Source organism: Kitasatospora sp. A2-31, assembly GCF_022288725.1.
Lineage (GTDB): Bacteria > Actinomycetota > Actinomycetes > Streptomycetales > Streptomycetaceae > Kitasatospora.
Map to the genome: position 1 here is coordinate 126,784 of NZ_JAKNTA010000009.1, position 22,563 is coordinate 149,346.

20 protein-coding genes and 1 pseudogene are annotated in these 22,563 nt (G+C 73.7%); 6 read left to right on the forward strand and 15 right to left on the reverse strand.

What is annotated here, in order from left to right:
* Positions 1-171 precede the first annotated feature (171 nt).
* The 3 genes from MCM47_RS24810 to MCM47_RS24820 form a co-directional block, all read right to left on the reverse strand.
* Entirely contained in the window at positions 172-972 is an 801-nt protein-coding gene (locus tag MCM47_RS24810; RefSeq protein WP_238863905.1) for a DUF3710 domain-containing protein, read from the reverse strand.
* Between the two features lie 69 nt (positions 973-1,041).
* A complete protein-coding gene (gene dut / locus MCM47_RS24815) occupies positions 1,042-1,509 on the reverse strand; it encodes a dUTP diphosphatase (protein ID WP_238863906.1) in 468 nt (155 codons plus the stop codon).
* On the reverse strand, positions 1,506-2,078 hold the full coding sequence (locus MCM47_RS24820) for a PaaI family thioesterase (RefSeq protein WP_238864072.1): 573 nt from the start codon (positions 2,076-2,078) through the stop codon (positions 1,506-1,508). Before MCM47_RS24820 ends, dut begins: the two co-directional genes overlap by 4 nt.
* A 141-nt stretch (positions 2,079-2,219) precedes the next feature.
* On the opposite strand from MCM47_RS24820, the gene MCM47_RS24825 reads away from it, so the two are divergent.
* The gene (locus MCM47_RS24825; protein WP_238863907.1) at positions 2,220-2,669 is read left to right on the forward strand and encodes a DUF3093 domain-containing protein; all 450 of its coding nucleotides are present in this window, start codon (positions 2,220-2,222) and stop codon (positions 2,667-2,669) included.
* Between the two features lie 296 nt (positions 2,670-2,965).
* Here MCM47_RS24825 and MCM47_RS24830 read toward each other — a convergent pair whose 3' ends face one another.
* The 4 genes from MCM47_RS24830 to MCM47_RS24845 form a co-directional block, all read right to left on the reverse strand.
* Positions 2,966-3,265, reverse strand: a complete 300-nt coding sequence (locus tag MCM47_RS24830; RefSeq protein WP_148642658.1) for a DUF4193 domain-containing protein — start codon at positions 3,263-3,265, stop codon at positions 2,966-2,968.
* Positions 3,266-3,830: 565 nt separating this feature from the next.
* Positions 3,831-4,814, reverse strand: a complete 984-nt coding sequence (locus tag MCM47_RS24835; RefSeq protein WP_238863908.1) for an acyl-ACP desaturase — start codon at positions 4,812-4,814, stop codon at positions 3,831-3,833.
* Positions 4,815-5,067: 253 nt separating this feature from the next.
* Complete coding sequence (locus MCM47_RS24840) at positions 5,068-6,429, reverse strand: cell wall metabolism sensor histidine kinase WalK (RefSeq protein WP_238863909.1); 1,362 nt, start codon at positions 6,427-6,429, stop codon at positions 5,068-5,070.
* A 65-nt stretch (positions 6,430-6,494) separates the two neighbouring features.
* Positions 6,495-7,148 (reverse strand): response regulator transcription factor, encoded by a 654-nt coding sequence (locus MCM47_RS24845; protein ID WP_238863910.1) that lies wholly within the window; start codon positions 7,146-7,148, stop codon positions 6,495-6,497.
* A gap of 462 nt (positions 7,149-7,610) precedes the next feature.
* On the opposite strand from MCM47_RS24845, the gene MCM47_RS24850 reads away from it, so the two are divergent.
* Positions 7,611-7,796, forward strand: a complete 186-nt coding sequence (locus MCM47_RS24850; RefSeq protein ID WP_030301315.1) for a hypothetical protein — start codon at positions 7,611-7,613, stop codon at positions 7,794-7,796.
* A gap of 214 nt (positions 7,797-8,010) precedes the next feature.
* Here MCM47_RS24850 and MCM47_RS24855 read toward each other — a convergent pair whose 3' ends face one another.
* A complete protein-coding gene (locus MCM47_RS24855) occupies positions 8,011-8,814 on the reverse strand; it encodes an inositol monophosphatase family protein (RefSeq protein WP_238863911.1) in 804 nt (267 codons plus the stop codon).
* A gap of 61 nt (positions 8,815-8,875) precedes the next feature.
* Positions 8,876-10,033 carry a ferrochelatase gene (locus MCM47_RS24860; protein ID WP_238863912.1) on the reverse strand — a complete coding sequence of 386 codons (1,158 nt, stop codon included), beginning with the start codon at positions 10,031-10,033 and terminating at the stop codon, positions 8,876-8,878.
* A gap of 129 nt (positions 10,034-10,162) precedes the next feature.
* Here MCM47_RS24860 and MCM47_RS24865 point away from each other — a divergent pair, with 129 nt between their 5' ends.
* A complete protein-coding gene (locus tag MCM47_RS24865; RefSeq protein ID WP_238863913.1) occupies positions 10,163-11,419 on the forward strand; it encodes an MFS transporter in 1,257 nt (418 codons plus the stop codon).
* A 115-nt stretch (positions 11,420-11,534) separates the two neighbouring features.
* A complete protein-coding gene (locus MCM47_RS24870; protein WP_238863914.1) occupies positions 11,535-12,857 on the forward strand; it encodes a D-arabinono-1,4-lactone oxidase in 1,323 nt (440 codons plus the stop codon).
* Between the two features lie 38 nt (positions 12,858-12,895).
* Here the strand turns inward: MCM47_RS24870 and MCM47_RS24875 are convergent, their stop codons facing one another.
* Entirely contained in the window at positions 12,896-13,852 is a 957-nt protein-coding gene (locus MCM47_RS24875) for a hypothetical protein (RefSeq protein ID WP_238863915.1), read from the reverse strand.
* A 516-nt stretch (positions 13,853-14,368) separates the two neighbouring features.
* On the opposite strand from MCM47_RS24875, the pseudogene sepH reads away from it, so the two are divergent.
* Positions 14,369-15,313 (forward strand): annotated as a pseudogene (gene sepH / locus MCM47_RS24880) (septation protein SepH); the annotation flags it as partial.
* On the opposite strand, the gene MCM47_RS24885 reads toward sepH, so the two are convergent.
* Entirely contained in the window at positions 15,272-16,132 is an 861-nt protein-coding gene (locus MCM47_RS24885; RefSeq protein ID WP_238863916.1) for a sulfurtransferase, read from the reverse strand. The pseudogene sepH and the gene MCM47_RS24885 sit on opposite strands and share 42 nt — an antisense overlap.
* Positions 16,133-16,290: 158 nt before the next feature.
* Here MCM47_RS24885 and MCM47_RS24890 point away from each other — a divergent pair, with 158 nt between their 5' ends.
* Positions 16,291-17,037: a VOC family protein gene (locus tag MCM47_RS24890; RefSeq protein ID WP_238863917.1), complete on the forward strand. Its 747-nt coding sequence runs from the start codon at positions 16,291-16,293 to the stop codon at positions 17,035-17,037.
* An 18-nt stretch (positions 17,038-17,055) separates the two neighbouring features.
* On the opposite strand, the gene MCM47_RS24895 is transcribed toward MCM47_RS24890, so the two are convergent.
* The 4 genes from MCM47_RS24895 to MCM47_RS24910 all read right to left on the reverse strand — a co-directional run bounded on the left by MCM47_RS24895 (position 17,056) and on the right by MCM47_RS24910 (position 22,538).
* Positions 17,056-17,712 carry a thymidine kinase gene (locus MCM47_RS24895; RefSeq protein WP_238863918.1) on the reverse strand — a complete coding sequence of 219 codons (657 nt, stop codon included), beginning with the start codon at positions 17,710-17,712 and terminating at the stop codon, positions 17,056-17,058.
* A 33-nt stretch (positions 17,713-17,745) separates the two neighbouring features.
* Positions 17,746-18,930 carry an alkaline phosphatase family protein gene (locus MCM47_RS24900; protein ID WP_238863919.1) on the reverse strand — a complete coding sequence of 395 codons (1,185 nt, stop codon included), beginning with the start codon at positions 18,928-18,930 and terminating at the stop codon, positions 17,746-17,748.
* Positions 18,931-19,012: 82 nt separating this feature from the next.
* Positions 19,013-19,612, reverse strand: a complete 600-nt coding sequence (locus tag MCM47_RS24905) for a DUF5998 family protein (protein WP_238863920.1) — start codon at positions 19,610-19,612, stop codon at positions 19,013-19,015.
* A gap of 94 nt (positions 19,613-19,706) precedes the next feature.
* Positions 19,707-22,538 (reverse strand): GNAT family N-acetyltransferase, encoded by a 2,832-nt coding sequence (locus tag MCM47_RS24910; RefSeq protein WP_238863921.1) that lies wholly within the window; start codon positions 22,536-22,538, stop codon positions 19,707-19,709.
* Between the last annotated feature and the right edge of the window lie 25 nt (positions 22,539-22,563).

Genomic DNA, 22,563 nt, shown 5'->3' on the forward strand with positions numbered 1-22,563 from the left:
CAGACGATTTTCGCTCCGTTTTCCGGAGTTTCACTCACCCGACTTCGCTTTCCGCTTGTCCCCGCTCTCTCGCGGCGACTCCGGAACTGTACGGGGAGCGACCCGCCACATGCAAATCGCCCCCGCCCGGGGAGTCCGGACGAGGGCGAGCTGCGGACGACGGGCTCTCGCTCAGCGGACCTCGGTGATCTCCGGGCCGCGTGCGAACGGGTCCAGCGAGGTGCCGCCGAAGCGGGCCTCGCCCTCGCCGCCGGCGGCGGAGCCGCCGCCGTCGGCGACCATCTGGGCGTCCTCGGGGAGCTTCAGCACGATCGGGTCGCGCGGCGCCATCGGGCTCTCACCGCGGACGACGACCGTCTGCTGGAACACCTGCTCCAGGATTCCGGCCATCTCCGGCTGCACGGCGGCCTGGCCGGAGATCACTCCGCGGAGGAACCAGCGCGGGCCGTCGCAGCCGACGAAACGCACCAGCTGGACGCCCTGGGTGCCGTCCGGGAGCTGCACGGGGACCTGGGCCCGGAGGTGCCAGCCCAGCGGGCCCTCCTCCTCCTCGACGAGGCCGCCCTGCGAGGTGATGCCGTTGGCGATCTCCTCACGGACCTCGCCCCAGATGCCCTCCGACTTGGGGGCCGCGAAGGCCTGGAGCTGGATGGCGCTGTTGCCGAGGACGAGCGTCGCGGCCACGATCGCGTCGCCGGCCACCTCGACGCGCAGTTCCATGCCCTCGACACCGGGGACCAGCAGGCCCCCGAGGTCCACCCGGCCCTCCTCCGGCTTCTCCAGCTCGGAGTAGTCCCACGGACCGTCCGGGCGCGGGGCGGGCGGCAGCCCGACCCGGTCCGCCGGGTCCAGCTCGGTCACGTTCTCGCTCTCGGCGGAACCTTCGACGTCATCGGCCGTCTCGTCGGCGCTGATGGCGTCGTCGGCGAGCTGCTCGACAGCGTCCTCGCTCTTCTGGCGACGACGGAACACGGTCACTGTCCTTCCCGGTCCAAGACCGATGCGAATACCTGCTCGGCTTCCTGCGAGGCCGCGGGCAGCCTAGACCGCGGCGTGGCCGCCGGTCGACCCGAACCCGCCCTCGGCGCGTGCCGACCCGGGCAGCTCCGCCACCTCGTGGAAGCGGGCCTTCTCGACCTGCTGGACGACCAGCTGGGCGATCCGGTCCCCTCGGCGGAAGCTCACTGCCTCGCGCGGGTCCAAGTTGACGACGATCACCTTGATCTCTCCACGGTACCCGGCGTCGACCGTCCCCGGGGCGTTCACCAGAGCAACTCCGCAACGAGCTGCGAGCCCGGAGCGGGGGTGGACGAACGCCGCGTAGCCGTCGGGCAACGCGATGGCCACGCCGGTGGGCAGGACGGCCCGCTCACCGGGGGCCAGCTCGGCGTCGACGGTGGTGCGCAGATCGGCCCCCGCGTCGCCGGGCTGGGCGTACTCGGGGAGCGGCAGCTCGGGGTCGATCCGCCTGATCAGGACGTCCACCGGCGGACGGGCGGTGCTACTCAAGGGTTCACCTCAAAGGCTCGGGCGCGCTTCATCAGATCCGGGTCGTCGAGGACCTTGTCGATGTCCTCGGGACGACCGTGCTTGGTGAAGTGTTCCAGCTTCACCTGGATGAAGAGTGCCTGCGCGCGCACGGCGACCGGCCCGTCCGGCCCGCCGATGCGCGCCTCACCCGCGCTGTAGATCTTGCGGCCGTGGACGCCGGTGACCCAGGCGCGCAGGTGCAGCACGGAGTCGACCGGGACGGGGCAGAGGAAGTCGGTCTCCAGCCGGCCGGTGACGGCCGGGGCGTGCAGCAGCCAGTTCAGCGTGCCGAGCGTCTCGTCCATCGCCGTGGTGAGCAGGCCGCCGTGGGCGAGGCCGGGGCCGCCCTGGTGCACCGAGCGCACGATGAGCTCGGCCGTCACGTCGAGGCCCTCCCCAGCCACGGCGTCGATCCGGAGACCGCCGGGGTGCTGCGGCCCGCAGCCGAAGCAGTGCTCGTAGTGCGAGCCGAGCCTGGTGCCCGGCGCGGGGGCCTCCGGGGCGCGCGGCGGCAGCACGGCGTCCGGCGGGGGCGTGGTCGGCGACAGCGGCTGGGTCGGCGCCGGCTGCGCGGTGGGGGTGGTGGGGGCTATGGAACCGGTCACGGCGGACAACCCTACCGACCGGTAGGTGGCTTGGTTCCGGGGGTGGCGTCCCGGGCCGGCCGTCACGGCGCCCACAATGGGGTCATGTACGACGAACGCCTCACCGTGCCGCGCTCCTGGTGGCTGCTCCCGGTCGCGATCGGGCTCACGCTCGCGTTGATCATGCTGCGTCTCACCGCCGTGGGCGCGCTGGTCGGGCTGGTGGTCGGCATCGCCGCCGGCGCGGCCGCGATCAGCAGCTACGGCTCCGCCCGGATCCGCGTGGTGCAGGGCTCGCTGGTCGCGGGCACCGCCCGGATCCCGGTCGACGCCCTCGGCGCCGCGCACCCGCTGAGCCCCGCCGAGGCGGTGGCCTGGCGCGGGCCGAAGTCCGACGCGCGCGCCTTCATGCTGCTGCGCAGCTACGTGCCGACCGCCCTGCGGGTCGAGGTCAGCGATCCGGCCGACCCGACGCCGTACCTCTATCTCTCCACCCGCTCGCCGATGAAGCTGGCCGAGGCACTGGAGGAGGCCCGACGCGGCGCCCGCGCCTGAGCGGACGGCGGGCCCGAACCGCAACCGGCCGGGGGCCGGAACAACCGGAAAACGGAGAGGGACGGTTCCGCGGTGCGGGACCGTCCCTTCGATTCCGGTAGCGCCCGGGGTGCCGCCCGAAGGGGCACCCGGTGCGACACGGGGTACTGCGCTGGTACCACCCGACTCCGTACTGCCGGTGCGTCCGCCTCGACGGCCGCCGAAACTGCCGTCCGGCCCCGCTGCCCGGGGCCGGAAGGGGCGGTGTGCCGGTCTCGCGGCAGGCCGCGAGGACCGGACCGTGGCCGCCCTCGTGCTCAGGCGCCGCAGTCCCGGCAGATCGGGTTGCCGTTCTTCTCGCTGTACAGCTGGCTGCGGTGGTGCACCAGGAAGCAGCTCATGCAGGTGAACTCGTCGGCCTGGCGCGGCAGCACCCGGACGGAGAGCTCCTCGTTCGAGAGGTCGGCGCCCGGGAGCTCCAGGCCTTCGGCCGCCTCGAACTCGTCGACGTCGACCGAGCTGCCGGTCTTCTCGTTCCGCCGAGCCTTCAGTTCCTCGATGCTGTCCTCGTTGAGGTCGTCATCGGTCTTGCGTGGGGTGTCGTAGTCCGTTGCCATTGTTCGCTCTCCCCCTCCGGGTTGTGCGGTGTGCGGTATCTCCAGCGCACGTAACGCATGGGGGGTCGGTCTTGTGCCCGACCCGAGGCGGAGATTTTGCCTTACTTCAAGCCCTGTTACTCAATCGACACTCAGCCAGGGGTCCGTTGGGGTGATCCGCTCGGACTCGGGGGGCCTCACGCTGGGCCATCGTCGACCGGCGGCGAGGCCCGCCCGTCGGACACGCACAGTGATCGCCGACCGCGCCGACATCCGCCGATTCCCTTGCCCACCAGCACCGAGCGTCAATCCACCCCGGGGGGACCGGCCCCGGTTTCCCTCACGCACGGCAACCGCTGGGCCGCCCACCATGATCACGCTCCGGGTTCGGACCGCCCCGTGGAGCGACACGGTGTGAGCTTGGTCACGTTCCGAATCTTCCGGGGCAAACCACGGGAAATCCCCCCAAGCGGAACGGCCGGATCACGAGCCCGCGGCAGCCCGCGGTTCGTGTCCGGCCGCTCCTGCGGTCAGGGCCGGCGACGAGCCCGCCCGGGACCCGTCGACCCGCCGCCGTCGGGGTCCGTCACTTGGTGCCGGCCCGGGCGGCGCGGCGGGCCAGCAGGGCGGCCTGACGCTCCTCGAACTTGCGGGCCTGTGCGTCGAGGCCGCCGAGGAAGGCGCCGAGCTCGTCCTGGGCCTGCTGCCCGGTCGGACCCAGGTCCGCGACCTCCATCACCTTGAGGTGGCGCAGCACCGGCTGCAGCACGTCGTCGTGGTGGATGCGCAGGTTGTAGACGCCGCCGATGGCGATCTGGGCGGCGGCCCGCTCGAAGCCGGGGATGCCGTGGCCGGGCATCCGGAAGTCGGTGACCACGTCGGCGATGGCGCGCATGGCCTGGTCGGGGGCGATCTCCAGGGCGGCCTTCAGCAGGTTCCGGTAGAACACCATGTGCAGGTTCTCGTCGTTGGCGATCTTCGCGAGCAGCTGGTCGCAGAGCGGGTCGCCGGCGTGGTGCCCGGTGTTGCGGTGCGAGATGCGGGTGGCGAGCTCCTGGAAGGCCACGTAGGCGACCGAGTGCAGCATGCTGTGCGAGTTGTCCGACTCGAAGCCCTCCGACATGTGGGACATCCGGGCCCGCTCCAGCTCGTTCGGGTCGACGGCGCGGGTGGCGAGCAGGTAGTCCCGAATGGCTATGCCGTGCCGGCCCTCCTCCGCGGTCCAGCGGTGCACCCAGGTGCCCCAGGCGCCCTCGCGGCCGAACATCGTGGCGATCTCGTGGTGGTAGCTCGGGAGGTTGTCCTCGGTGAGCAGGTTGACCACCAGCGAGACCCGCCCGAGCGGCGTCACCTTGGACTGCTCCACCGACCAGGCCTCGCCGCCCAGCACGCCGTCGAAGTCCCGGCCCTGGCTCCACGGGATGAACTCGTGCGGCATCCAGTCCTTGGCGACCTTCAGGTGGCGGTTGAGCTCCTTCTCCACCACCTCTTCGAGGGCCATGATCAGTCGCGCGTCGGTCCAGGCGCTCGAACCGAGCGAGGCGGTGCGCTGCACGGGGGCGATGGTCACGAGTCTTGCTCCTGGGGGACGGCACGCACGGGGACGGGCGCGTTGGGGGCGGGCGCGGGGGCGCTCTGTCGGGACGCACTTACGGTTGCGTAGGTTACGACACCGTAAGTTGCCCGGGCCGGAAATGACAAGCCGCCCCCGCCAGGCCTTATGTCGTCTTGACAGGCCTGGCGGGGGCGGCGGAATCGGTCGGCGCACGGAGCTCGGCGCACCCGGACGGCGTACGGGGCCGAGGAGGGCCCTGCGGAGGCGGTCAGGCTCCCGGGATACGCACCCGCATGGTGAGGCCGCCACCGGCGCGCGGAGTGGCCTCGACGGTGCCTCCGTGCGCGCGGACCACCGAGCGGACGATGGAGAGGCCGAGACCGACCCCCTTGTCGCTGCGGGTCCGGTCGGCGCCCTTCACCCGGCGGAACGGCTCGAAGATGTGCTCCAGCTCGTAGCCGGGGACGACCGGGCCGGTGTTGGACACCACCAGCTCGCCCCCGCCGCCGGGCACCTCGGCGGTGGTGATCTCCACCCAGCCGCCGGCGGTGTTGTAGCGCACGGCGTTCTGCAGCAGGTTGAGGGCGAGGCGCTCCAGCAGGACGCCGTTGCCGGCGACCACGGCCGGGCCGAGTTCGGAGCGCAGCTCCACCTCGCGCTTGCCGGCCTCGGCCCGGGTCTGCTCCAGAGCCCGGGTGGCCACCTCGGAGAGCTCCACCGCACGGCGGTCGGTCAGCTCGTTCTCGCTGCGGGCGAGCAGCAGCAGGCCCTCGACCAGCTGCTCGCTGCGCTCGTTGGTGGCCAAGAGGGTCTTGCCGAGCTGCTGGAGGTCGGGCGAGGCTGCGGGGTCGGAGAGCTGGACCTCCAGCAGGGTGCGGTTGATCGCCAGCGGCGTGCGCAGCTCGTGCGAGGCGTTGGCGACGAAGCGGCGCTGGGAGTCGAAGGAGCGGTCCAGGCGGTCCAGCATGTCGTCGAAGGTGTCCGCGAGCTCCTTGAGTTCGTCGTCCGGCCCGTCCAGCTCGATCCTGCGGTGCAGGTCGGAGGAGGCCACCTCGCGGGCGGTGCGGGTGATCCGCCCGAGCGGGCGCAGCACCCGGCCGGCCATCGCGTAGCCGGCCGCGAAGGCGATCACGGCCAGGCAGACCAGCACCGTGAGGGACTTGCGCAGCAGGGTGTTGAGGGCCGAGTTGGACGCCAGGTCGTGCCGGTTGGCGAGGTACTGGTTGAACTGCTCGCTGGTCATCGGCACGCCGTTGACGGTGATGTCCTTGCCGAACACGAAGGACGGCGGCGCGACGTCGTGCAGGGCCTGCCGGACGAAGAAGTACATCAGGAGCAGCAGCACCACCCCGGCCATCAGGAACATCCCGCCGTAGAGCAGGGTGAGCCGCATCCGGATCGTGGGGCGGAACGGCAGCCAGGCGAGCATGCCGTCGCCGGGGACGTAGGTCTCGCGTGACGCGGAGTGCAGCCGGGGCACCCGCGGCAGGTGCGTGGGCTTCGGCGGGACCGGCTTCGGCGGGACCGGCTTCGGCGGGACCGGCTTCGGCGGGACCGGCTTGGGCGGGACGGCGCGCGAGCCGCCGGCAGGCGCGCCGGAGGGCCCGCCGGCCGGGGGCGGGGTGGTCATGGTGTTCCTCTCGGGGCGTCCGCCGGGCGGCGGGCGCGGTGGGTCCGGCGCGGTGGCCGGAGGGGTCAGATCCGGTAGCCGGAACCGGGGACGGTGACGATCACCGGCGGGTCGCCGAGCTTGCGGCGCAGCGTCATCACGGTGACCCGGACGACGTTGGTGAACGGGTCGGTGTGCTCGTCCCAGGCCTTCTCCAGCAGCTGCTCGGCGGAGACGACGGCGCCGCCGGCCCGCATCAGCACCTCCAGGACGGCGAACTCCTTCGGGGCCAGCTGGACGGTCCGCCCGTCGCGGATCACCTCGCGGCGGCCGGGGTCGAGCGAGATGCCGGCCCGTTCCAGCACCGGCGGCAGCGGGACGGTCGCGCGGCGGCCCAGCGCCCGGACCCGGGCGACGAGCTCGCTGAAGGCGAACGGCTTCGGGAGGTAGTCGTCGGCGCCGATCTCCAGGCCCTCGACCCGGTCGCTGATGTCACCGGAGGCGGTCAGCATGATCACGCGGGTGGCCAGGCCCTGGTCGACCACGCTGCGGCAGACGTCGTCCCCGTGGACCAGCGGCAGGTCGCGGTCGAGGACCACCACGTCGTAGTCGTTGACCGCGATGCGCTGGAGCGCGGCCTCCCCGTCGTACACCACGTCGACGGCCATCGCCTCGCGGCGCAGGCCGGTCGCGACGGCCTCGGCGAGCAGCTGCTCGTCCTCGACGACGAGAACCCGCACGGTCGTTGTCCCTTCTCCAGGCCGGCCCCGGAAGCGGACGCACGGCTCCGACGGTGCCTCCATCCTGCCTGGTCCCGCGGTAAAGCAGCGATAAGCTGCCCCGGAGGCAAGGGCGGCGGTCGGACGCCGACCGCCGTGATCACCGCCCGGGGCGCGATTCGCACCCGGAGCACTCCGCTTGGCCTGTGACACAGGCAACTTTCTCGCGGTGGGAGGTTTCCCCGGGCCGGGGGCGGGGAGGACAGGTGCACACCCGCGATCTGGCTGTTGGCCGATCGCACCCACCCGCCGTGCGTTCATCCGCGCCGGCCCTGGGGTTGGGGCGTCACCGGGAGCGGCCGAGGGCCGTCTCCGCGCCCGTCCGGAGCTCACCACCGACCGGACCGGACGCTACCGCTGGCCACCACGACCCTGGGGCGGGGGACGCACAACGTGCACGTCCGACACAGTAAGGGGGCCCGCATGGACGCCTTCACCGCCGGAATCCTGCAGCGCATAGCCAACGCCGAGCAGGATCTGCACCGCGCGATCGAGGCCGGGGACGAGTTCCTGGCCGAGGTGGAGCAGTCCGAGCTGGACGATCTCCGCCGGCTCGCCGCCGAACACGGCGTCGACACGGTGCTGGAGCGCCACCGCACCGCGGCCTGAACCGCCCGACCCGCCCGACCCGACGCCGGTCCTCCGGCACCAGCGGCCCTGTGGGGGCCGTGCGAGATCCCAAGCCCTGGCATCCCCTGTATGCCAGGGCTCTTCGTTCGCCCGCGGGGCACTCGGTGACGAGTGCCCCGCGCTGACGGCCCGAGCCCACAGGGCCCGAGCCCGCAAGGGCCCGAGTCCGGCCGGATCCGAGTCCGCCCGGGTCCTAGTCCGCCCAGGCGCGGAGCTCGGCCAGGCGCTCCTGGAGCGGCTCGTAGACGCCGGGCGCCGCCGCGACGGTGAGGTCCCCGTCGGGGCCGTGTCCCGGGCGGCCGCCGACCAGGGCGCCGGCCTCCGCGGCGATCAGGCAGCCCGCGGCACGGTCCCAGGGGGCGAGCCCGCGCTCGTAGTAGCCGTCCAGGCGGCCCGCGGCCACGTCGCACAGGTCGACGGCGGCGGCCCCGCCCCGGCGGACGTCGCGGACCTCCGGCATCAGCGCGAGCAGGACCGCGGCCTGCCGGACCCGCACCTCGCGGACGTAGCTGAAACCGGTGCCGATCAGTGCCCGGCCCCACGGCGGCGCCGGGCGGGCCCCGACCGGGCGGCCGTCCAGGAGGGCCCCACGGCCGACGACAGCCTGGAACAGTTCCCCGCGCGCCGGCGCGTACACCACCCCGACGACCGCCCGGCCGTCGATCTCGGCGGCCACGCTGACGGCCCAGGAGGGCAGCCCGTACAGGTAGTTGACGGTGCCGTCGAGCGGGTCGACGACCCAGCGGATCCCGCTGGTGCCGGGCCGCTCGGTGCCCTCCTCCCCCAGGTAGCCGTCCGCCGGGCGGCGGTCGCCGATCAACTCGACGATCAGCTTCTCGGAGGCGAGGTCCATCTCGGTGACCACGTCGACCGGGCTGCTCTTGGTCCCCGCCACGCCCAGGTCGGCGGGCCGGCCGTCGCGCAGCAGGGTGCCCGCCTGCCGGGCGGCGTCCAGGGCGACGTCGAGCAGTTCGTCGAGCAGTTCGGGGCTGGGCACGGGGTCCTCCTCGGGACGGGGTCGCCGACTCGAACGGGGTCGTCGGCTCGGGACGGGGTCGTCAGCGCTCGGCGACGGCCGGGCGCGCGGCACGCGGGTTGGGGCAGCAGGCCACCGCGCAGACGTCGTGGCTGGGGCCGAGCCGCCCGATCGCGCACCGGGTCACGGCCTCGCCGCGTTCGACGGCCGCCCGCTCCAGGACGAGGTCGCGCACCGCGGCGGTGAACCGCGGGTCGGCGCCGACGGTGGCCGCACGGGCCACCGGCAGGCCGAGCTCCGCGGCCTTCGCGGCCGCCTCGGTGTCCAGGTCGTACTTGACCTCCATGTGGTCGGAGACGAAGCCGATCGGCACCATCACCACGGCGGGCGCGCCGTCGGCGTGCTGCGCCTCGAGGTGGTCGCAGATGTCGGGTTCCAGCCACGGGATGTGCGGGGCGCCGCTGCGGCTCTGGAACACCAGCTCGTAGCGGCGGTCGGCGACGCCGGTGCGCTCGGCGACGGCCGCGGCGATCAGCCGGGCGACGTCCAGGTGCTGGGCGACGTAGGCGCCGCCGGGCCGGCCGCGGGCCGGGTCGGCCGGGTCGCCGGAGCTCTCCGCCATGGTCTCCGGGATGGAGTGGGTGGTGAACGCCAGCCGGGCGCCGTCGCGGACCTGCGCGGGCAGCTCCTCCAGCGCGGCCACGGTGGCGTCGACCATCGGCTCGACGAAGCCGGGGTGGTTGTAGAAGTGGCGCAGCTTGTCGACCCGCAGGGCGGGCAGCCCCTCCTCGGCGAGCGCCGCCAGGGCGTCGGCGAGGTTCTCCCGGTACTGGCGGCAGCCGGAGTAGCCGGCGTAGGCGCTGGTGGCGAGGACGGCCACGCGGCGGTGCCCGTCGGCGGCGATCTCCCGCAGGGCGTCGACCAGGTAAGGCGCCCAGTTGCGGTTGCCCCAGTAGACCGGCAGGTCCAGGCCGTGCTCGGCGAAGTCCTTGCGCAGCGCGGCCAGCAGGTCCCGGTTCTGCTCGTTGATCGGGCTCACCCCACCGAACATGAAGTAGTGCTTGCCCACCTCCTTGAGCCGTTCCTTGGGGATGCCCCGGCCCCGGGTGACGTTCTCCAGGAAGGGCACCACGTCTTCGGGGGCCTCGGGCCCGCCGAAGGAGAGCAGCAGCAGGGCGTCGTACGGCGGGGCCGCGACCGGAGCGGCGCCGGAGGGCGAGGGATTGCGCACGTCGGACATGGGACCGATCCTGCCATTGAGGGGCCGGGCAGCGTGGGCAGAGCCGCGTCAGGTGTCCGGAAAATACCGATTGCCAAGGAACGTAAGCTGTGTTGATCAGCCTTGTTCCTTACCCCGCGGAGCTCCCCCGTGCTGTCCAGCTATCGCCAGATCTTCGCCGCACCCGGCAGTCTGGCCTTCTCGTCCGCCGGCTTCATAGCCCGGCTGCCGATATCGATGACCGGCATCGGCATCGTGACCATGCTCTCCGAGCAGAGAGGGTCGTTCGGCGTGGCGGGCGCGGTGTCGGCCACGCTGGCGGTCGCCGCCGGCGTGCTGGGCCCGGCGGTCTCCTGGCTGATCGACCGCCACGGGCAGCGCCGCGTCGCCCTCCCCGCCGCCGCGCTCACCGTGGCCGCCGCGATCGGGCTGCTGCTCAGCGCACACTTCGAGGCACCGGCGTGGACGCTGTTCCTGTTCGCCGTCGGCATGGGCGTGATGCCCAGCGCCGGCGCGATGGTCCGCGCCCGCTGGGCCCACCTCTACCGGGACGAACCGGCCAAGCTGCACACCGCCTACTCGCTGGAGGCGGTGGTCGACGAGTTCTGCTTCATGGTCGGCCCCATCGTCGCCGTCAGCCTGGCCACCAACGCCTTCCCCGAGTCGGGCGTGCTCGCGGCCGTCGTCGCGTTCACCGTCGGCATCGCCCTGTTCACCGCCCAGCGCCGCACCGAACCGCCGGTCCACCCGACCTCCGCCCACAACAGCAGCAGCGCCATCCGCAACGGCGGCCTGGTCGTCCTGGTACTGACCTTCATCGCCACCGGCGCGATCTTCGGCTCGGTCGAGATCGTCACCGTCGCGTTCGCCCGGGCCCAGGGCCACGAGGGGCTCGCCGGCACGGTCCTCGCCGTGTGGGCGCTCGGCTCCGGGCTGGCAGGCATGGTCTACGGCACCCTCAAGCCGAAGGGCTCGCTGGCGAACCGTTTCTTCGCCGGGGTGCTGATGATGGCGCTCAGCATGATCCCGGTCCTGCTCGTCGCCTCGACCGTGCAGGGGATGACCGGCCTGCTCGCCGTCGGCGCAGCCCTGCTGATCGCCGGCGTCGCCATCTCCCCCACCCTGATCTCCGCGATGGCCCTGGTCGAACGCCTCGTCCCGGCCTCCCAGCTGACCGAGGGCATGGCCTGGACCACCACCGGGCTCGCCCTCGGCGTCGCGTTCGGCTCCGCGGCCGGCGGCTGGGTGGTCGACGCCGCCGGCGCCGCCGGCGGATACTGGGTGCCCCTGGTCGCCGGGGCGTTCGGCGTCCTCGCCGCCCTCACCGGCCTGCGCCGCCTGCAGTCCGGCATCGCCGCTCCCGACGCCCCCGAGCCGGCCGGACAGACCGTAGACCTCGAACGGTGAACTGACTACTCTCTCCCTACCCGCGGCCCTACCCGCGGGTAGGGAGACCGCAGGGCGGGCCGACCGCCCCGGAGCGAGCCGACACCGTTCGGCCACGGAGCAGGAGGCAACCGCAATGCCCCAGGCCAGTACCGCACCCCGCACCCGCTGGACCAACTGGGCCGGCAACCAGAGCGCCCACCCGTCCCGGGTGGTCACTCCCGGGACCGCGGAGGAGCTGGCCAAGGAGATCCTGCGCGCCGCCGACCAGGGCCGTACCGTCAAGGCGGTCGGTTCCGGCCATTCCTTCACCTCCATCGCCTCGGCCGGCGACGGCGTCCTCGTCCGCCCGCACGCGATGACCGCAGTCCGGGCCGTCGACCGCGAGGCGGGCACCGTCACCGTCGAGGCCGGACTCCCGCTGGCGCGGCTCAACCGGCTGCTCACCACCGCCGGGCTCTCGCTCACCAACATGGGCGACATCGAGGTGCAGACCGTCGCCGGAGCGACCAGCACCGGCACCCACGGCACCGGCCGCGACTCCGGCTCGCTCGCCGCCCAGATCCGGTCACTGGAGATCGTGCTCGCCGACGGCAGCATCCGGCACTGCTCCCCCACCGAGAACCCGCGGCTCTTCCAGGGCGCCCGACTCGGCCTCGGCGCCCTCGGCGTGATCACCGCGCTCACCTTCGCGGTCGAACCGGCCTTCCTGCTCACCGCGCACGAACAGCCGATGCGTTTCGACGAAGTGCTCGGCCGCTTGGACGAGCTCACCGCCGTCAACGAGCACTTCGAGTTCTACTGGTTCCCGCACACCGACCGCTGCTCCACCAAGCGGAACAACCGCAGCCAGGGCCCGGCCGCCCCGCTCCCCCGGTTCAAGGAATGGCTGGAGGACGACTTCCTCTCGAACACGGTCTGGGAGGGCGCCTGCCGGATCGGCCGGCGATTCCCCGCCACCGTTCCCGCCATCGCCTCGCTGGCGAGCCGCGCCTGGTCGGACCGCAGCTACACCGACACGGCGTACAAGGTGTACACCAGCCCGCGGAAGGTCCGCTTCACGGAGATGGAGTACGCGGTGCCGCGCGAGGCCGTCGGCGAGGTGCTGCGCGAGCTGAAGGCCATGGTCGAGCGCTCCGACTGGCGGATCAGCTTCCCGGTCGAGGTGCGGTTCGCTCCGGCCGACGACCTCTGGCTCTCCACCGCCAACGGCCGCGACAGCGCCTACATCGCCGTCCACCTCTACCGGGGCTCCGCCGAGCAGGGCTACTTCACCGAGGTGGAGAAGCTGATGACGGCCCACCGCGGCCGCCCGCACTGGGGCAAGCTGCACACCCGCGACGCCGGCTACCTCGCCGGGGTCTACCCCCACTTCGCCGACTTCACCGCGCTGCGGGACGAGGTCGACCCGCAGCGCGTCTTCGGCAACGACTACCTGCGCCGGGTACTGGGCGCCTGAGCCGCGCAGCCCCCGGTCAGCCCCCGGTCAGCCCCCGGTCAGCCCCCGGTCGGTGCCGGGGTGGCCGGGGTGGCCGCGGCCGGCGGCTGCGAGGTCGACCCGCCGGCCGGCTTCGACGCGCCGCCCTCCGGCGACGCCCCGCCCGTCGGACGGGCGGTCGGGGTCGAGCCCCCGCCCGCCGACGGCGAGGAGCCACCGCCGCCCCCGGCGCTCGGGCTCGCGCTCGGGGCGGCCGAGGGTTCGGCGGCGTCACCCCGCCCGGCCGACGGCGACGGACCGCCACCGCGCGGCGACGGAGCACCCGACGGTGCACCGGCACCACCGGAGCCGTCCGACGGAACACCCGCCGGACCGTCGTCCGGCGTCGACGGGCCGGACGGTTCCGGCCGGTCCGAGCGCTGCGCCGGGCCCGACGGCTTCGGGGCGACCGTGCCGCCGAACGACGTGCCGCTGCCCGGCTCCCCCTGTACCGTCGCCGACACCGGCTGACCGGTGGCCAGCTCGAAGGCGACGATCGGCGTCATCGCCAGCACGAACACCAGGCCGGACACCGCCGCGAAGGTCCGCCACGTCCACCGCCGGCGCGCCCGCACCACCCGGGGCGTACTCCATTCGGAGGAGATCGGTGGACGCCCCACCGCGGAACCCGCCGCGGCCGACGCCCCGAGCACCGGCTCGAACGCCACCCCGGACGCCGACCCCGCCGGCACCTGCCGCAGTGCGTTCGCCTCCGCCGCGGGCCCGGTCCGCTCCACCGCCTCGCGCAGTTGCTCCCCGGTGCGCCTGAAGAGGTGTTGGAAGACCGCACTGCCCGTGGTCGCACCGACACTCACCACCGCGGCACCCAGAATGGTGCCGTAGACGCCGAGTTCGGACGCGAGCACCGCCCCCACCACGGCGGCCAGTGCACTGGCGACGACCTGAGCCACACTCAGATCAATTCGCCTGCGACCTTCCTTCTCCTCCTCCTCGGCGGCGGGCTTCTGCTCCGGCATCGACATCCCTCGTCAGTACGACTGTCCTTCGAACAAGTCACTCCATCTTGCCCAAAGAAGGACACAAGGGACGAAAATGCGGTTGCAGGCCGGAGATATATGTGAAGATGATCACCGTTCCGTGGTCGATCGTCGACCATCGGGGGAGTGCGCTCTTGAGATTCCCGTGAATCGCGGGAGACTTGAGCGGCGAGCCGCCCCGTTGGATGCCACGAATGGAGTACTGTTCGTAAAGCCTGAGCCCTGGGTCGACTTGTCGACTGCCCATCAACCGGCAGCTTGACGAGGAGCCACGGAACAGGCACGCACGGCGACGCCCGTCCCGGATCGTCGCGTTCACTGCTCGTGCGAGGACGGCCGGGACACCCAGGCGCGACGTCGACGGATGGCGTGGCAAAAAGGCAACCGTGCCACAGCGGCGTGCCCGGGCGTAAGCCCGACACGCCGGGGAACTCAGCAAGGTTGTGGCCAGTCGCGAGCGGGCAGGCCACACTCAGTACGGGAGCAGCGACGCAGGTGACGTCGGCAGGCACCACCCGGGAGGTAACCGTGCCCGAACTGCGGGTTGTGGCCGTCAGCAACGACGGCACACGGCTGGTGCTCAAGGCTGCCGACAGCACGGAGTACACCCTTCCCATCGACGAGCGGCTGCGCGCCGCCATCCGGGGCGACCGCCCCCGCCTCGGCCAGATCGAGATCGAGGTCGAGAGCCACCTCCGCCCCCGTGACATCCAGGCGCGGATACGAGCCGGTGCCTCCGCCGAGGAGGTCGCGCAGGCCGCCGGCATCTCCGTCGACCGGGTCCGCCGCTTCGAGGGGCCGGTGCTCGCCGAGCGCGCCTTCATGGCCGAGCGGGCCCGCAAGACCGCGATCCGCCGGCACGGCGAGTCCCCCGGCCCGCAGCTCGGCGAGGCCGTCGCCGAGCGGCTCGCGCTGCGCGGCGCCGAGAAGGACACCGAGCGCTGGGACTCCTGGCGCCGCGACGACGGCACGTGGGAGGTCATCCTCTCCTACCGCGCCGACGGCGAGGGCCGCTCCGCGTCCTGGACGTACGACCCGCCCCGGCGCCTGGTCCAGCCCAACGACGACGAGGCCCGCGCGCTGATCGGCGAGAACGTCGAGCGCGAGGAGGAGTCGGTCTTCCCGTTCATCCCACGGATCGCCCGGCTCCCCCAGGACCGGCCGCCCCGCCCGATGATCGACCGGCCCTCCGCCGACCGCATCATGTCCGGCCGCGAGGTGCGCGAGGCCCGCGAGGCCACCGCGGAGTCCCGCGACTCGCTGACCAGCCTGCTCGACGTCGTCCCCGCCTTCCGCGGCGACCTCGCGGTCGGCGCCCCGCCGTCCATCGAACCGGTGCCGAGCGAGGTCGCCGAGGAGAGCGAGGAGGCGGCCCCCGCCCCGCCCGCCGCGTACGGCTCAGCCCGGCTGGTCGGTGACCGCCACCGGCCGGCTCTCGTCGCTCGACCACTCGCTCCACGAACCCGGGTACAACGCGGCCGGCAGACCCGCCACCGCCATGGCCAGGATCTGGTGCGCCGCCGTCACCCCCGAGCCGCAGTACACCGCGGTCTCCCGCTCCCCCGCCCCCAGCGCACGGAACCGCTCGGCGAGCTCGACGGCCGGCCGGAAGCGCCCGTCCGGACCGACGTTCTCGGTGGTCGGCGCGGAGACCGCCCCCGGGACGTGCCCGGCCCGCGGATCGATCGGCTCGGTCTCGCCCCGGTACCGCTCCCCCGCCCGCGCGTCCAGCAGCAGACCGCTCCGCGCCCAGGCCGCGGCACCGTCACCGTCCACCGTCGGCAGCTGCCCCGGCACCGGCTTGAAGTCGCCCTCCTCCGGCGCCGGCACCTCGGTGGTCACCGGCAGCCCGGCCGCCCGCCAGGCCGCGAAGCCGCCGTCCAGCACCCGCACCTCCGGGTGACCGGCCCAGCGCAGCAGCCACCAGGCCCGCGCCGCGGCCATCGAGGTGGCGCCGTCGTACACCACGACCGGCCGGTCCGCGCGGACCCCGAACCGGCGCATCGCGGCACCGAACTCCTCCGGGTCGGGCAACGGGTGGCGGCCGCCGCGCCCGGGCGGGCCGGCCGGGGCCGCGAGATCGGTGTCCAAGGCGACGAAGTGCGCGCCGGGCAGGTGGCCGACCGCGTAGTCCTCGACACCGGGCGGGCCGCCGAGCTGCCAGCGCACGTCGAGCAGGACCGGCGGGCGGGACGAGGCCAGCGCCTCGCCCAGACCGGCCACCGAAACCAGCGGGGACTCGTCGTAAGAGGTGGTCATGCCGGCCATTCTCGCGCAGCACCGCCGACTCGCCGCTCTTTGTGGGGTCTTTGCCGGACTTTCCGCGCGGCCCGGGGGTTCGACATGCGCCAGGGTGGAACCATCACCCTCACGTGCGCCGCTCCGTGCGCCGACCGCCCCGTGAGGAGGAGGCCCGCATGCCTGCGGTGAAGCTCCGGCTGGCCCAGGGCACACCGTGCTGGTTCAGCCTGATGACCGACGACCTGGCCGGCGCCCGGGCGTTCTACGGCGAGCTGCTCGGCTGGACGTACACGCCCGGCCCCGGCCAGCTCGGCGACTACGTGCGGGCCGAATCGGCCGGGGAGCCGGTGGCCGGACTCGGCGTCTCCTCGGTGACGGGCTTCCCCGTGCAGTGGACCACCTACTTCGCCGTCGACAGCGCCGACCGGACGGCCCAACTGGTGCGCGAGTGCGGCGGCACGGTCGCGGTCGGCCCCCTCCAGGCCGAACGGGCCGGGCGACTGGCGATCGCGGCCGACGTGTCCGGCGCCGTCTTCGGCCTCTGGCAGGGCGAGGAGCACACCGGCCGGGAGGCCGGCCCCGAACCCGGCGGACCCGCCTGGGCCGAACTGCTCACCCCGGACGAGGCCGGCGCAGCGGCCTTCTACGGCACGGTGCTGGGGCGGCCGGTCGCCGCCGCCGACGGCGGGTCCGCACTGCTCGTGGACGGGCGGCCGGTGGCGGGGCTGCGCCCCGGCACCGAGCTGCGCGGCCACCCGCCGCGCTGGCGGGTCCACTTCGCCGTCCGCGACGCGGGGTTGACGGCACGTCGGGCGGTCGAGCTCGGCGGCCGGGTCCTGGTGGAGCCGCAGGCGACCGCACGCGGCCGGGCCGCCCGGCTGGCCGACCCGCAGGGCGGCCACTTCTCGGTCCTGGAGTCCTGACCCGGGGGCGCCCCCGCCTCAGGCCTGCTGCTCCTCGAACGGGAGCACGTCCGGGGAGAGCACCGAGGCCCGGGCGGTGGCGGCGGTCAGCCGGCGGCGGTGGTGGCGGCGGCAGAGCACCTCGTAGCCGACCTCGTCCTCCCTCACCGAGATGTCGCCGATCACGACCTGGGCACCCTCGACCACCATCACACCGCCCACCGTACGGGCGTTGTGGGTGGCCCGCGCACCGCACCAGCAGAGCGCCTCGACCTGGAGCACCTCGACCCGGTCGGCGAGCTCGATCAGCCGCTGCGAGCCGGGGAAGAGCCTGGTCCGGAAGTCCGTGGTGATCCCGAACGTGAAGACGTCGATGCCGAGTTCGTCCACCACCCGGGCCAGCTGGTCGACCTGCTCGGCGGCGAAGAACTGGGCCTCGTCGCAGATCAGGTAGTCCACCCGGCCGCCGGCCGAGAGCAGGTGCACCACATGGGCGTGGAAGTCGAAGTCGTCCGTGACCTCGACCGCCTCCGCCCGCAGGCCCAACCGGCTGGAGATGGTGGCCGCACCGGCCCGGTCGTGACGGGTGAGGATGATCCCCTGCCGGCCGCGGGCGGCGTGGTTGTGGTCCATCTGGAGCGCGAGCGTCGACTTGCCGCAGTCCATCGTGCCCGAGAAGAACACCAGTTCAGCCATGGGTGGTGCAGAGGCCTTTCAGAGGAGGGGAGTTCAGCGGCGGACTTCGAGCAGCGGCACGAACTGCTCCACCGCGGTCATCGAGCCGTGCAGACCGATCATCGCGGACTCGCCCGGCTCGTTGCGGGAGGCGATCACGGCGACGTCGTCCCGGGCGGCGGCGACCACGTCACCGATCCGCTGGTAGACCCGCTCGTCCACCGACGGGCCGAACCAGCCGGCGGCGATCGCCTCGTCCCGGGTCGCCACCCACATCCGGTCGCCGAGCACCTCGCTCCAGACCGTGTGCACGTCGGCGGCCGCCCCCGGCACGGCGTACACGTGCCGCGCCCGGCCCTCCCCGCCGAGCAGCGCCACGCCGGCCCCGAGCTCCCAGTCCTCGTCGAAGTCGATCCGGTCCTCCGGCGCGATGTCGATCATGCCGTGGTCGGCGGTGACGTACATCGCCGAGCGCGGCGGCAGCTGCTCGGCCAGCCGGCGGGCCAGGCGGTCCACCGAGTCCAGCGTCATCCGCCACTCGTCGGAGTCCACCCCGAACCGGTGCCCGGCGCCGTCCAGCTCGCTCACGTAGGTGTAGACGAGGGCGCGGTCGTGCTCGGCCAGCCAGGCGGCGGCCCGGTCCATCCGCTCCTCGCCCGTGGTGCGGCCGAGGAAGGTGCCGCCCGACAGCGCCACCCGGGTCAGCGGGGTCTGGGCGAACAGCGGCGACGAGACCTGCGCCGTCGCCACGCCCGCCAGATGGGTCCGCTCGAACACCGTCGGGTAGGGCTGCCAGACCGCCGGGTCGGTGTGCGGCTGCCAGCGCAGCTGGTTCATCAGGTAGCCGGCACCCGGAACCGCCACCGTGTAGCCGGCCAGACCGTGCAGGCCGGGCGGCGTCCCGGTGCCCACCGAGGCCAGTGAGGTGGCGGTGGTGGACGGGAAGCCCGCGGTCAGCGGGCGGCCGGAGCCGCCGAGCGAGCTGCCGGCCAGCGAGGAGAGGAACGGCGCGTACTCGGGGTGGCGCAGCAGCAGCTCCCAGCCGAGGCCGTCGACCAGGAACACCACCACCCGGTCGGCGGGCTCGATCGGCAGCGTGGCCGTGAAGCCGGGCACACCGAGGCCGGCCGCCACCGAGGGCAGCAGGTCGCAGAGCGAACCGCCGCCGTAAGGGGGCGCCGGGGCGGTGGCGGGGTCGAGGATCTCGAAGGCGTCGTGGCCGTCGGGTGCGAAGGACATGGCTGAGGGGCTGGCTTCCTGGCTTCCGTTGCGTCGCCGGTGGGTCGCACGGCCGTGCGGCGCGTGCCGCACGGCGCGGGATTCAGACCCGGGGGCCGTTGCTGATCGTCGCGTCGGAGAGCGCGCGGGCGAACACCAGCGCCTGGGCGACCGTCTCCGGGCCGTCGCCCGCCTCGCTGACCCGCAGTGACAGGTCGTCAGCGGTGGCCGACCCGGTGTACCCGTGGTCCGCCTCGCAGTTCGGGTCCGAGCAGCCGGCCGGCTCCAGGTCGAGCCGCTGCACCGCGCCCCAGCCGATGGTCAGCACGACCTCGCGCGGCAGCGTGCCCGGGGTGTACGTCTCCGGGTTGGCGACCATCCGGCTCACCACGACCGAACCGATCCGGTCCAGCCGGACGCTCTCGGTGGAGGTCGTCGCGAAGGGCACCGCCGCACCGGCGCCGTCACCGGACTGCTCGTCGGTGTGGCTCACCACGAAGCGGGTCGGGGTCAGCACGAGCACGGTGACGTGCCGGCGGACCTCGTTGGCGTCGAAGGTGGTCTCCTGGTGCACCAGGTAGGAGCTGATCGGCTCGGGACCCACCGCGGACTCGACCGCCTCGGACACCAGGGCCGGGTAGTAGCCGCTGCGCTCGATCGCCGAGCGCAGGTCCTGAGTGGTGGTGGTACCGGTCTTCGCCATAACTCCATCCTGGCATGGTCCGCCGACGAAGCGGGCGGCGCGGCGCCGAGCTTCCGGGCAACAGCGCCCCGGGGCGGGGCGCAACCAAGGAAGGTTACAGGGTGCTCATGGCGCGCGGGCCCAGATCGCTGCGGACGGGCAGGGGCGCGAGCCGCACTCGCGCCCCCAGGATCGCCAGCCCGTGCGGGGCCACGACCACGGGTTCGAGGTCCACCGAGGCGACCTCCGGCAGGTCGTCGACCAGCCGGGAGACCCGCAGCAGCAGCTCCTCCAGGGCTTCGGTGTCCACCGCCTCGGCCCCGCGCCAGCCGAACAGCAGGGGCGCCGCCCGCACCTCGCGGATCAGCCCGGCCACGTCCTGGTCGGTGGCCGGGACGAGCCGGTGCGCGACGTCGCCGAGCAGCTCGGCGGGGGCGCCGGCCAGGCCGAAGGAGAGGATCGCGCCGACCGCCGGGTCGACCGTGGCGCCGATCACGGTGTCCACCCCGCGCGGGGCCAGCCGCTGGACGACCAGCTCGGCCTGGGCGGCCCCGCCGAGCAGGGCGTCCAGCTCGCGGTGGGCGCGGCGCAGCCCCGGCTCACCGGTCAGGTCCAGCCGGACGCTGCCCAGGTCGGGGCGGTGGCGCAGGTGCGGGGCGGTGGCCTTGAGCGCGACGGGGTAGCCGAGCTCCGCCGCCGCACGGACGGCGGACTCCTCGTCGGGGGCGGGCAGGGTCGGTGAGACGTCGATGCCGTAGTGGGCCAGCAGGGCGGCGGCGTCCGCGTCCGGCAGGGTGATCCGCGCCCCGCCGGGCTGCGTGCGGGCGGCGATCGCGGAGCGGGTGGAGAGCGCGGCCCCGACCCGGGCCCGGGCGGCGCCCTCGTCGATCCGGTCCAGCTCGGGGACGCGGGCGGTCTCCTCGGCCGCGGCCGTCCGGCGACGCCAGTGCGCGTAGTGGACGGCGTGGGCGAGGGCGCGGACGGCCCGCTCGGGTGCCGGATAGGCGGGGATGCCGCCGGGCCGTAGCCGGTCCGGCAGGTCGGTGAGCGCCAGGTGGGCCAGCAGCAGCGGCTTGCCCAACTCGCGCGCGCGGTCACCGGCTTCGAGCAGGGCGGCGGCGATCTCGGGGTCGTCGGAGCCCATCTCCGGGTCGTCCTGGCCGGCCAGCCGGCCGCCCATGAAGGCGTGCGCGGAGGTGCCGATCGGCGGGATGGCCACCGCGATCACCGCGTCCACGGCCTGGTCCTCCAGGGCCACGTCCAGCGCGATCCGGAAGTTCTCGCCGGTGGCGGCGGTGGTCAGGTCGACGGGGGTGCGGGGGCGCAGCCCGGCGCCGAGGCAGGCGTCGTGGGTGAGCAGGCCGAGCGAGTCGGAGTTGCCGACGACGGCCACCCGGTCGCCGGGCGGCAGCGGCTGCAGGGCGAGCAGCTCCCCGGTGTCGTACAGCTCGGTGATGGTCTCGACCCGGGTGACGCCGGCCTGCTCGAACAACGCGTCGACGGTGGCGTCACGCAGCCCGGTGGCGGTGGCCGGGACGGCGTGGCCGGGCGGCAGGCTCCCGGTGTGGCGCGCGCCCTTGACCACCACGATCGGCTTGGCGGCGGCCAGCCGGCGGGCGATCCGGGTGAACTTGCGGGGATTGCCGAAGGACTCCAGGTAGAGCAGCACCACGTCGGTGGCCGGGTCCTCGGCCCAGTACTGGAGGAGGTCGTTGCCGGAGACGTCGGCGCGGTTGCCGACCGAGGCGAAGGTGGAGACGCCGAGGCCGCGACGGTGGGCGGCCTCCAGCAGGGCGACGCCGATCGCGCCGGACTGGCAGAAGATCCCGAAGCCGCCGCGCTGCGGCAGGGCGGGCGCCAGCGAGGCGTTGAGCGGGCGGTCGGGGTCGGTGTTGATCAGGCCGAAGGCGTTCGGCCCGATCACCCGCATCCCGGCCGCGCGGGCCTGGCGGACCAGGGCTCGCTGGCGGTCGCGGCCCTCGGGGCCGGTCTCGGCGTAGCCGGCGGTGACCACCACCAGGCCTTGCACGCCGTGCGCACCGCACTCGGCGACGGCGGCGGGGACGGCGCCGGCGGGGACGGCGATCACCGCGAGGTCCACCGGGCCGGGGATGTCCAGGATCGAGCGGTGCACGGGGACGCCGTCCACCTCGGTGCCGGGCGGGGCGTTGCGGTTCACCGCGTAGATCCGGCGGTCGTCGCCCTTGCCGTCCCCGAAACCGACCAGCAGGTCGCGCAGGAGCGCCCGGCCGACGGTCTGCGGGTTGCGGGAGGCACCCAGGACCGCCACCGAGCGCGGGGTGAGCAGCCGCTGCACCGACCTCGCCTCGGCGCGGTGCTCGCGCGCCCGCATCACCGCGAGCGAGGCGGCCGTCGGCTCCAGGTCGAGCTCCAGGTGGACCACGCCGTCGGCGAAGCTGCGGTGCTGGGTGTAGCCGGCGTCCGTGAAGACCTTCACCATCTTCCGGTTCTCCGGCAGCACCTCGGCCTGGAAGCGGCGGATCCCGCGCTCCTGCGCCACCGCGGCGATGTGCTCCAGCAGCGCGGAGGCGACGCCGCGGCCCTGGTGGGCGTCCTGCACCAGGAAGGCCACCTCGGCGTCGGTGCCCGTCTCGGAGGGGCGGCCGTCGGCGTCGATCCGGTCGTAGCGGACGGTGGCGATGAAGCGGTCGCGGATCACCACGGCGAGGCCGACCCGGTTCACGAAGTCGTGGTGGGTGAAGCGGCGGACGTCCTTGTCGGAGAGCCGGGGGTAGGGCGCGAAGAATCGGAAGTACTTGGACTGGTCGGAGACCTGCTCGTAGAACTCGACCAGGCGGCCGGCGTCCGCGGGCGTGATCGGCCGGATCCGGGCCGTGCCGCCGTCACGCAGGAGGATGTCGGCCTCCCAGTGCTGCGGGTAGTCCGGCTCGCTCTGCTCGGGGTGCGGTACCGCGGCGTCGTCCACATTCGTCAGGTTATCCGGCGGCGTG

Coding starts and splice junctions, on each gene's coding strand:
- MCM47_RS24825 (WP_238863907.1), top strand. CDS start 2,220: ATGTACGACGAACGCCTCACCGTGCCGCGCTCCTGGTGGCTGCTCCCG.
- MCM47_RS24900 (WP_238863919.1), bottom strand. CDS start 18,930: ATGTCCTTCGCACCCGACGGCCACGACGCCTTCGAGATCCTCGACCCC.
- MCM47_RS24890 (WP_238863917.1), top strand. CDS start 16,291: ATGCCTGCGGTGAAGCTCCGGCTGGCCCAGGGCACACCGTGCTGGTTC.
- MCM47_RS24905 (WP_238863920.1), bottom strand. CDS start 19,612: ATGGCGAAGACCGGTACCACCACCACTCAGGACCTGCGCTCGGCGATC.
- MCM47_RS24885 (WP_238863916.1), bottom strand. CDS start 16,132: ATGACCACCTCTTACGACGAGTCCCCGCTGGTTTCGGTGGCCGGTCTG.
- MCM47_RS24870 (WP_238863914.1), top strand. CDS start 11,535: ATGCCCCAGGCCAGTACCGCACCCCGCACCCGCTGGACCAACTGGGCC.
- MCM47_RS24860 (WP_238863912.1), bottom strand. CDS start 10,033: ATGTCCGACGTGCGCAATCCCTCGCCCTCCGGCGCCGCTCCGGTCGCG.
- MCM47_RS24840 (WP_238863909.1), bottom strand. CDS start 6,429: ATGACCACCCCGCCCCCGGCCGGCGGGCCCTCCGGCGCGCCTGCCGGC.
- MCM47_RS24830 (WP_148642658.1), bottom strand. CDS start 3,265: ATGGCAACGGACTACGACACCCCACGCAAGACCGATGACGACCTCAAC.
- MCM47_RS24875 (WP_238863915.1), bottom strand. CDS start 13,852: ATGCCGGAGCAGAAGCCCGCCGCCGAGGAGGAGGAGAAGGAAGGTCGC.
- MCM47_RS24850 (WP_030301315.1), top strand. CDS start 7,611: ATGGACGCCTTCACCGCCGGAATCCTGCAGCGCATAGCCAACGCCGAG.
- MCM47_RS24895 (WP_238863918.1), bottom strand. CDS start 17,712: ATGGCTGAACTGGTGTTCTTCTCGGGCACGATGGACTGCGGCAAGTCG.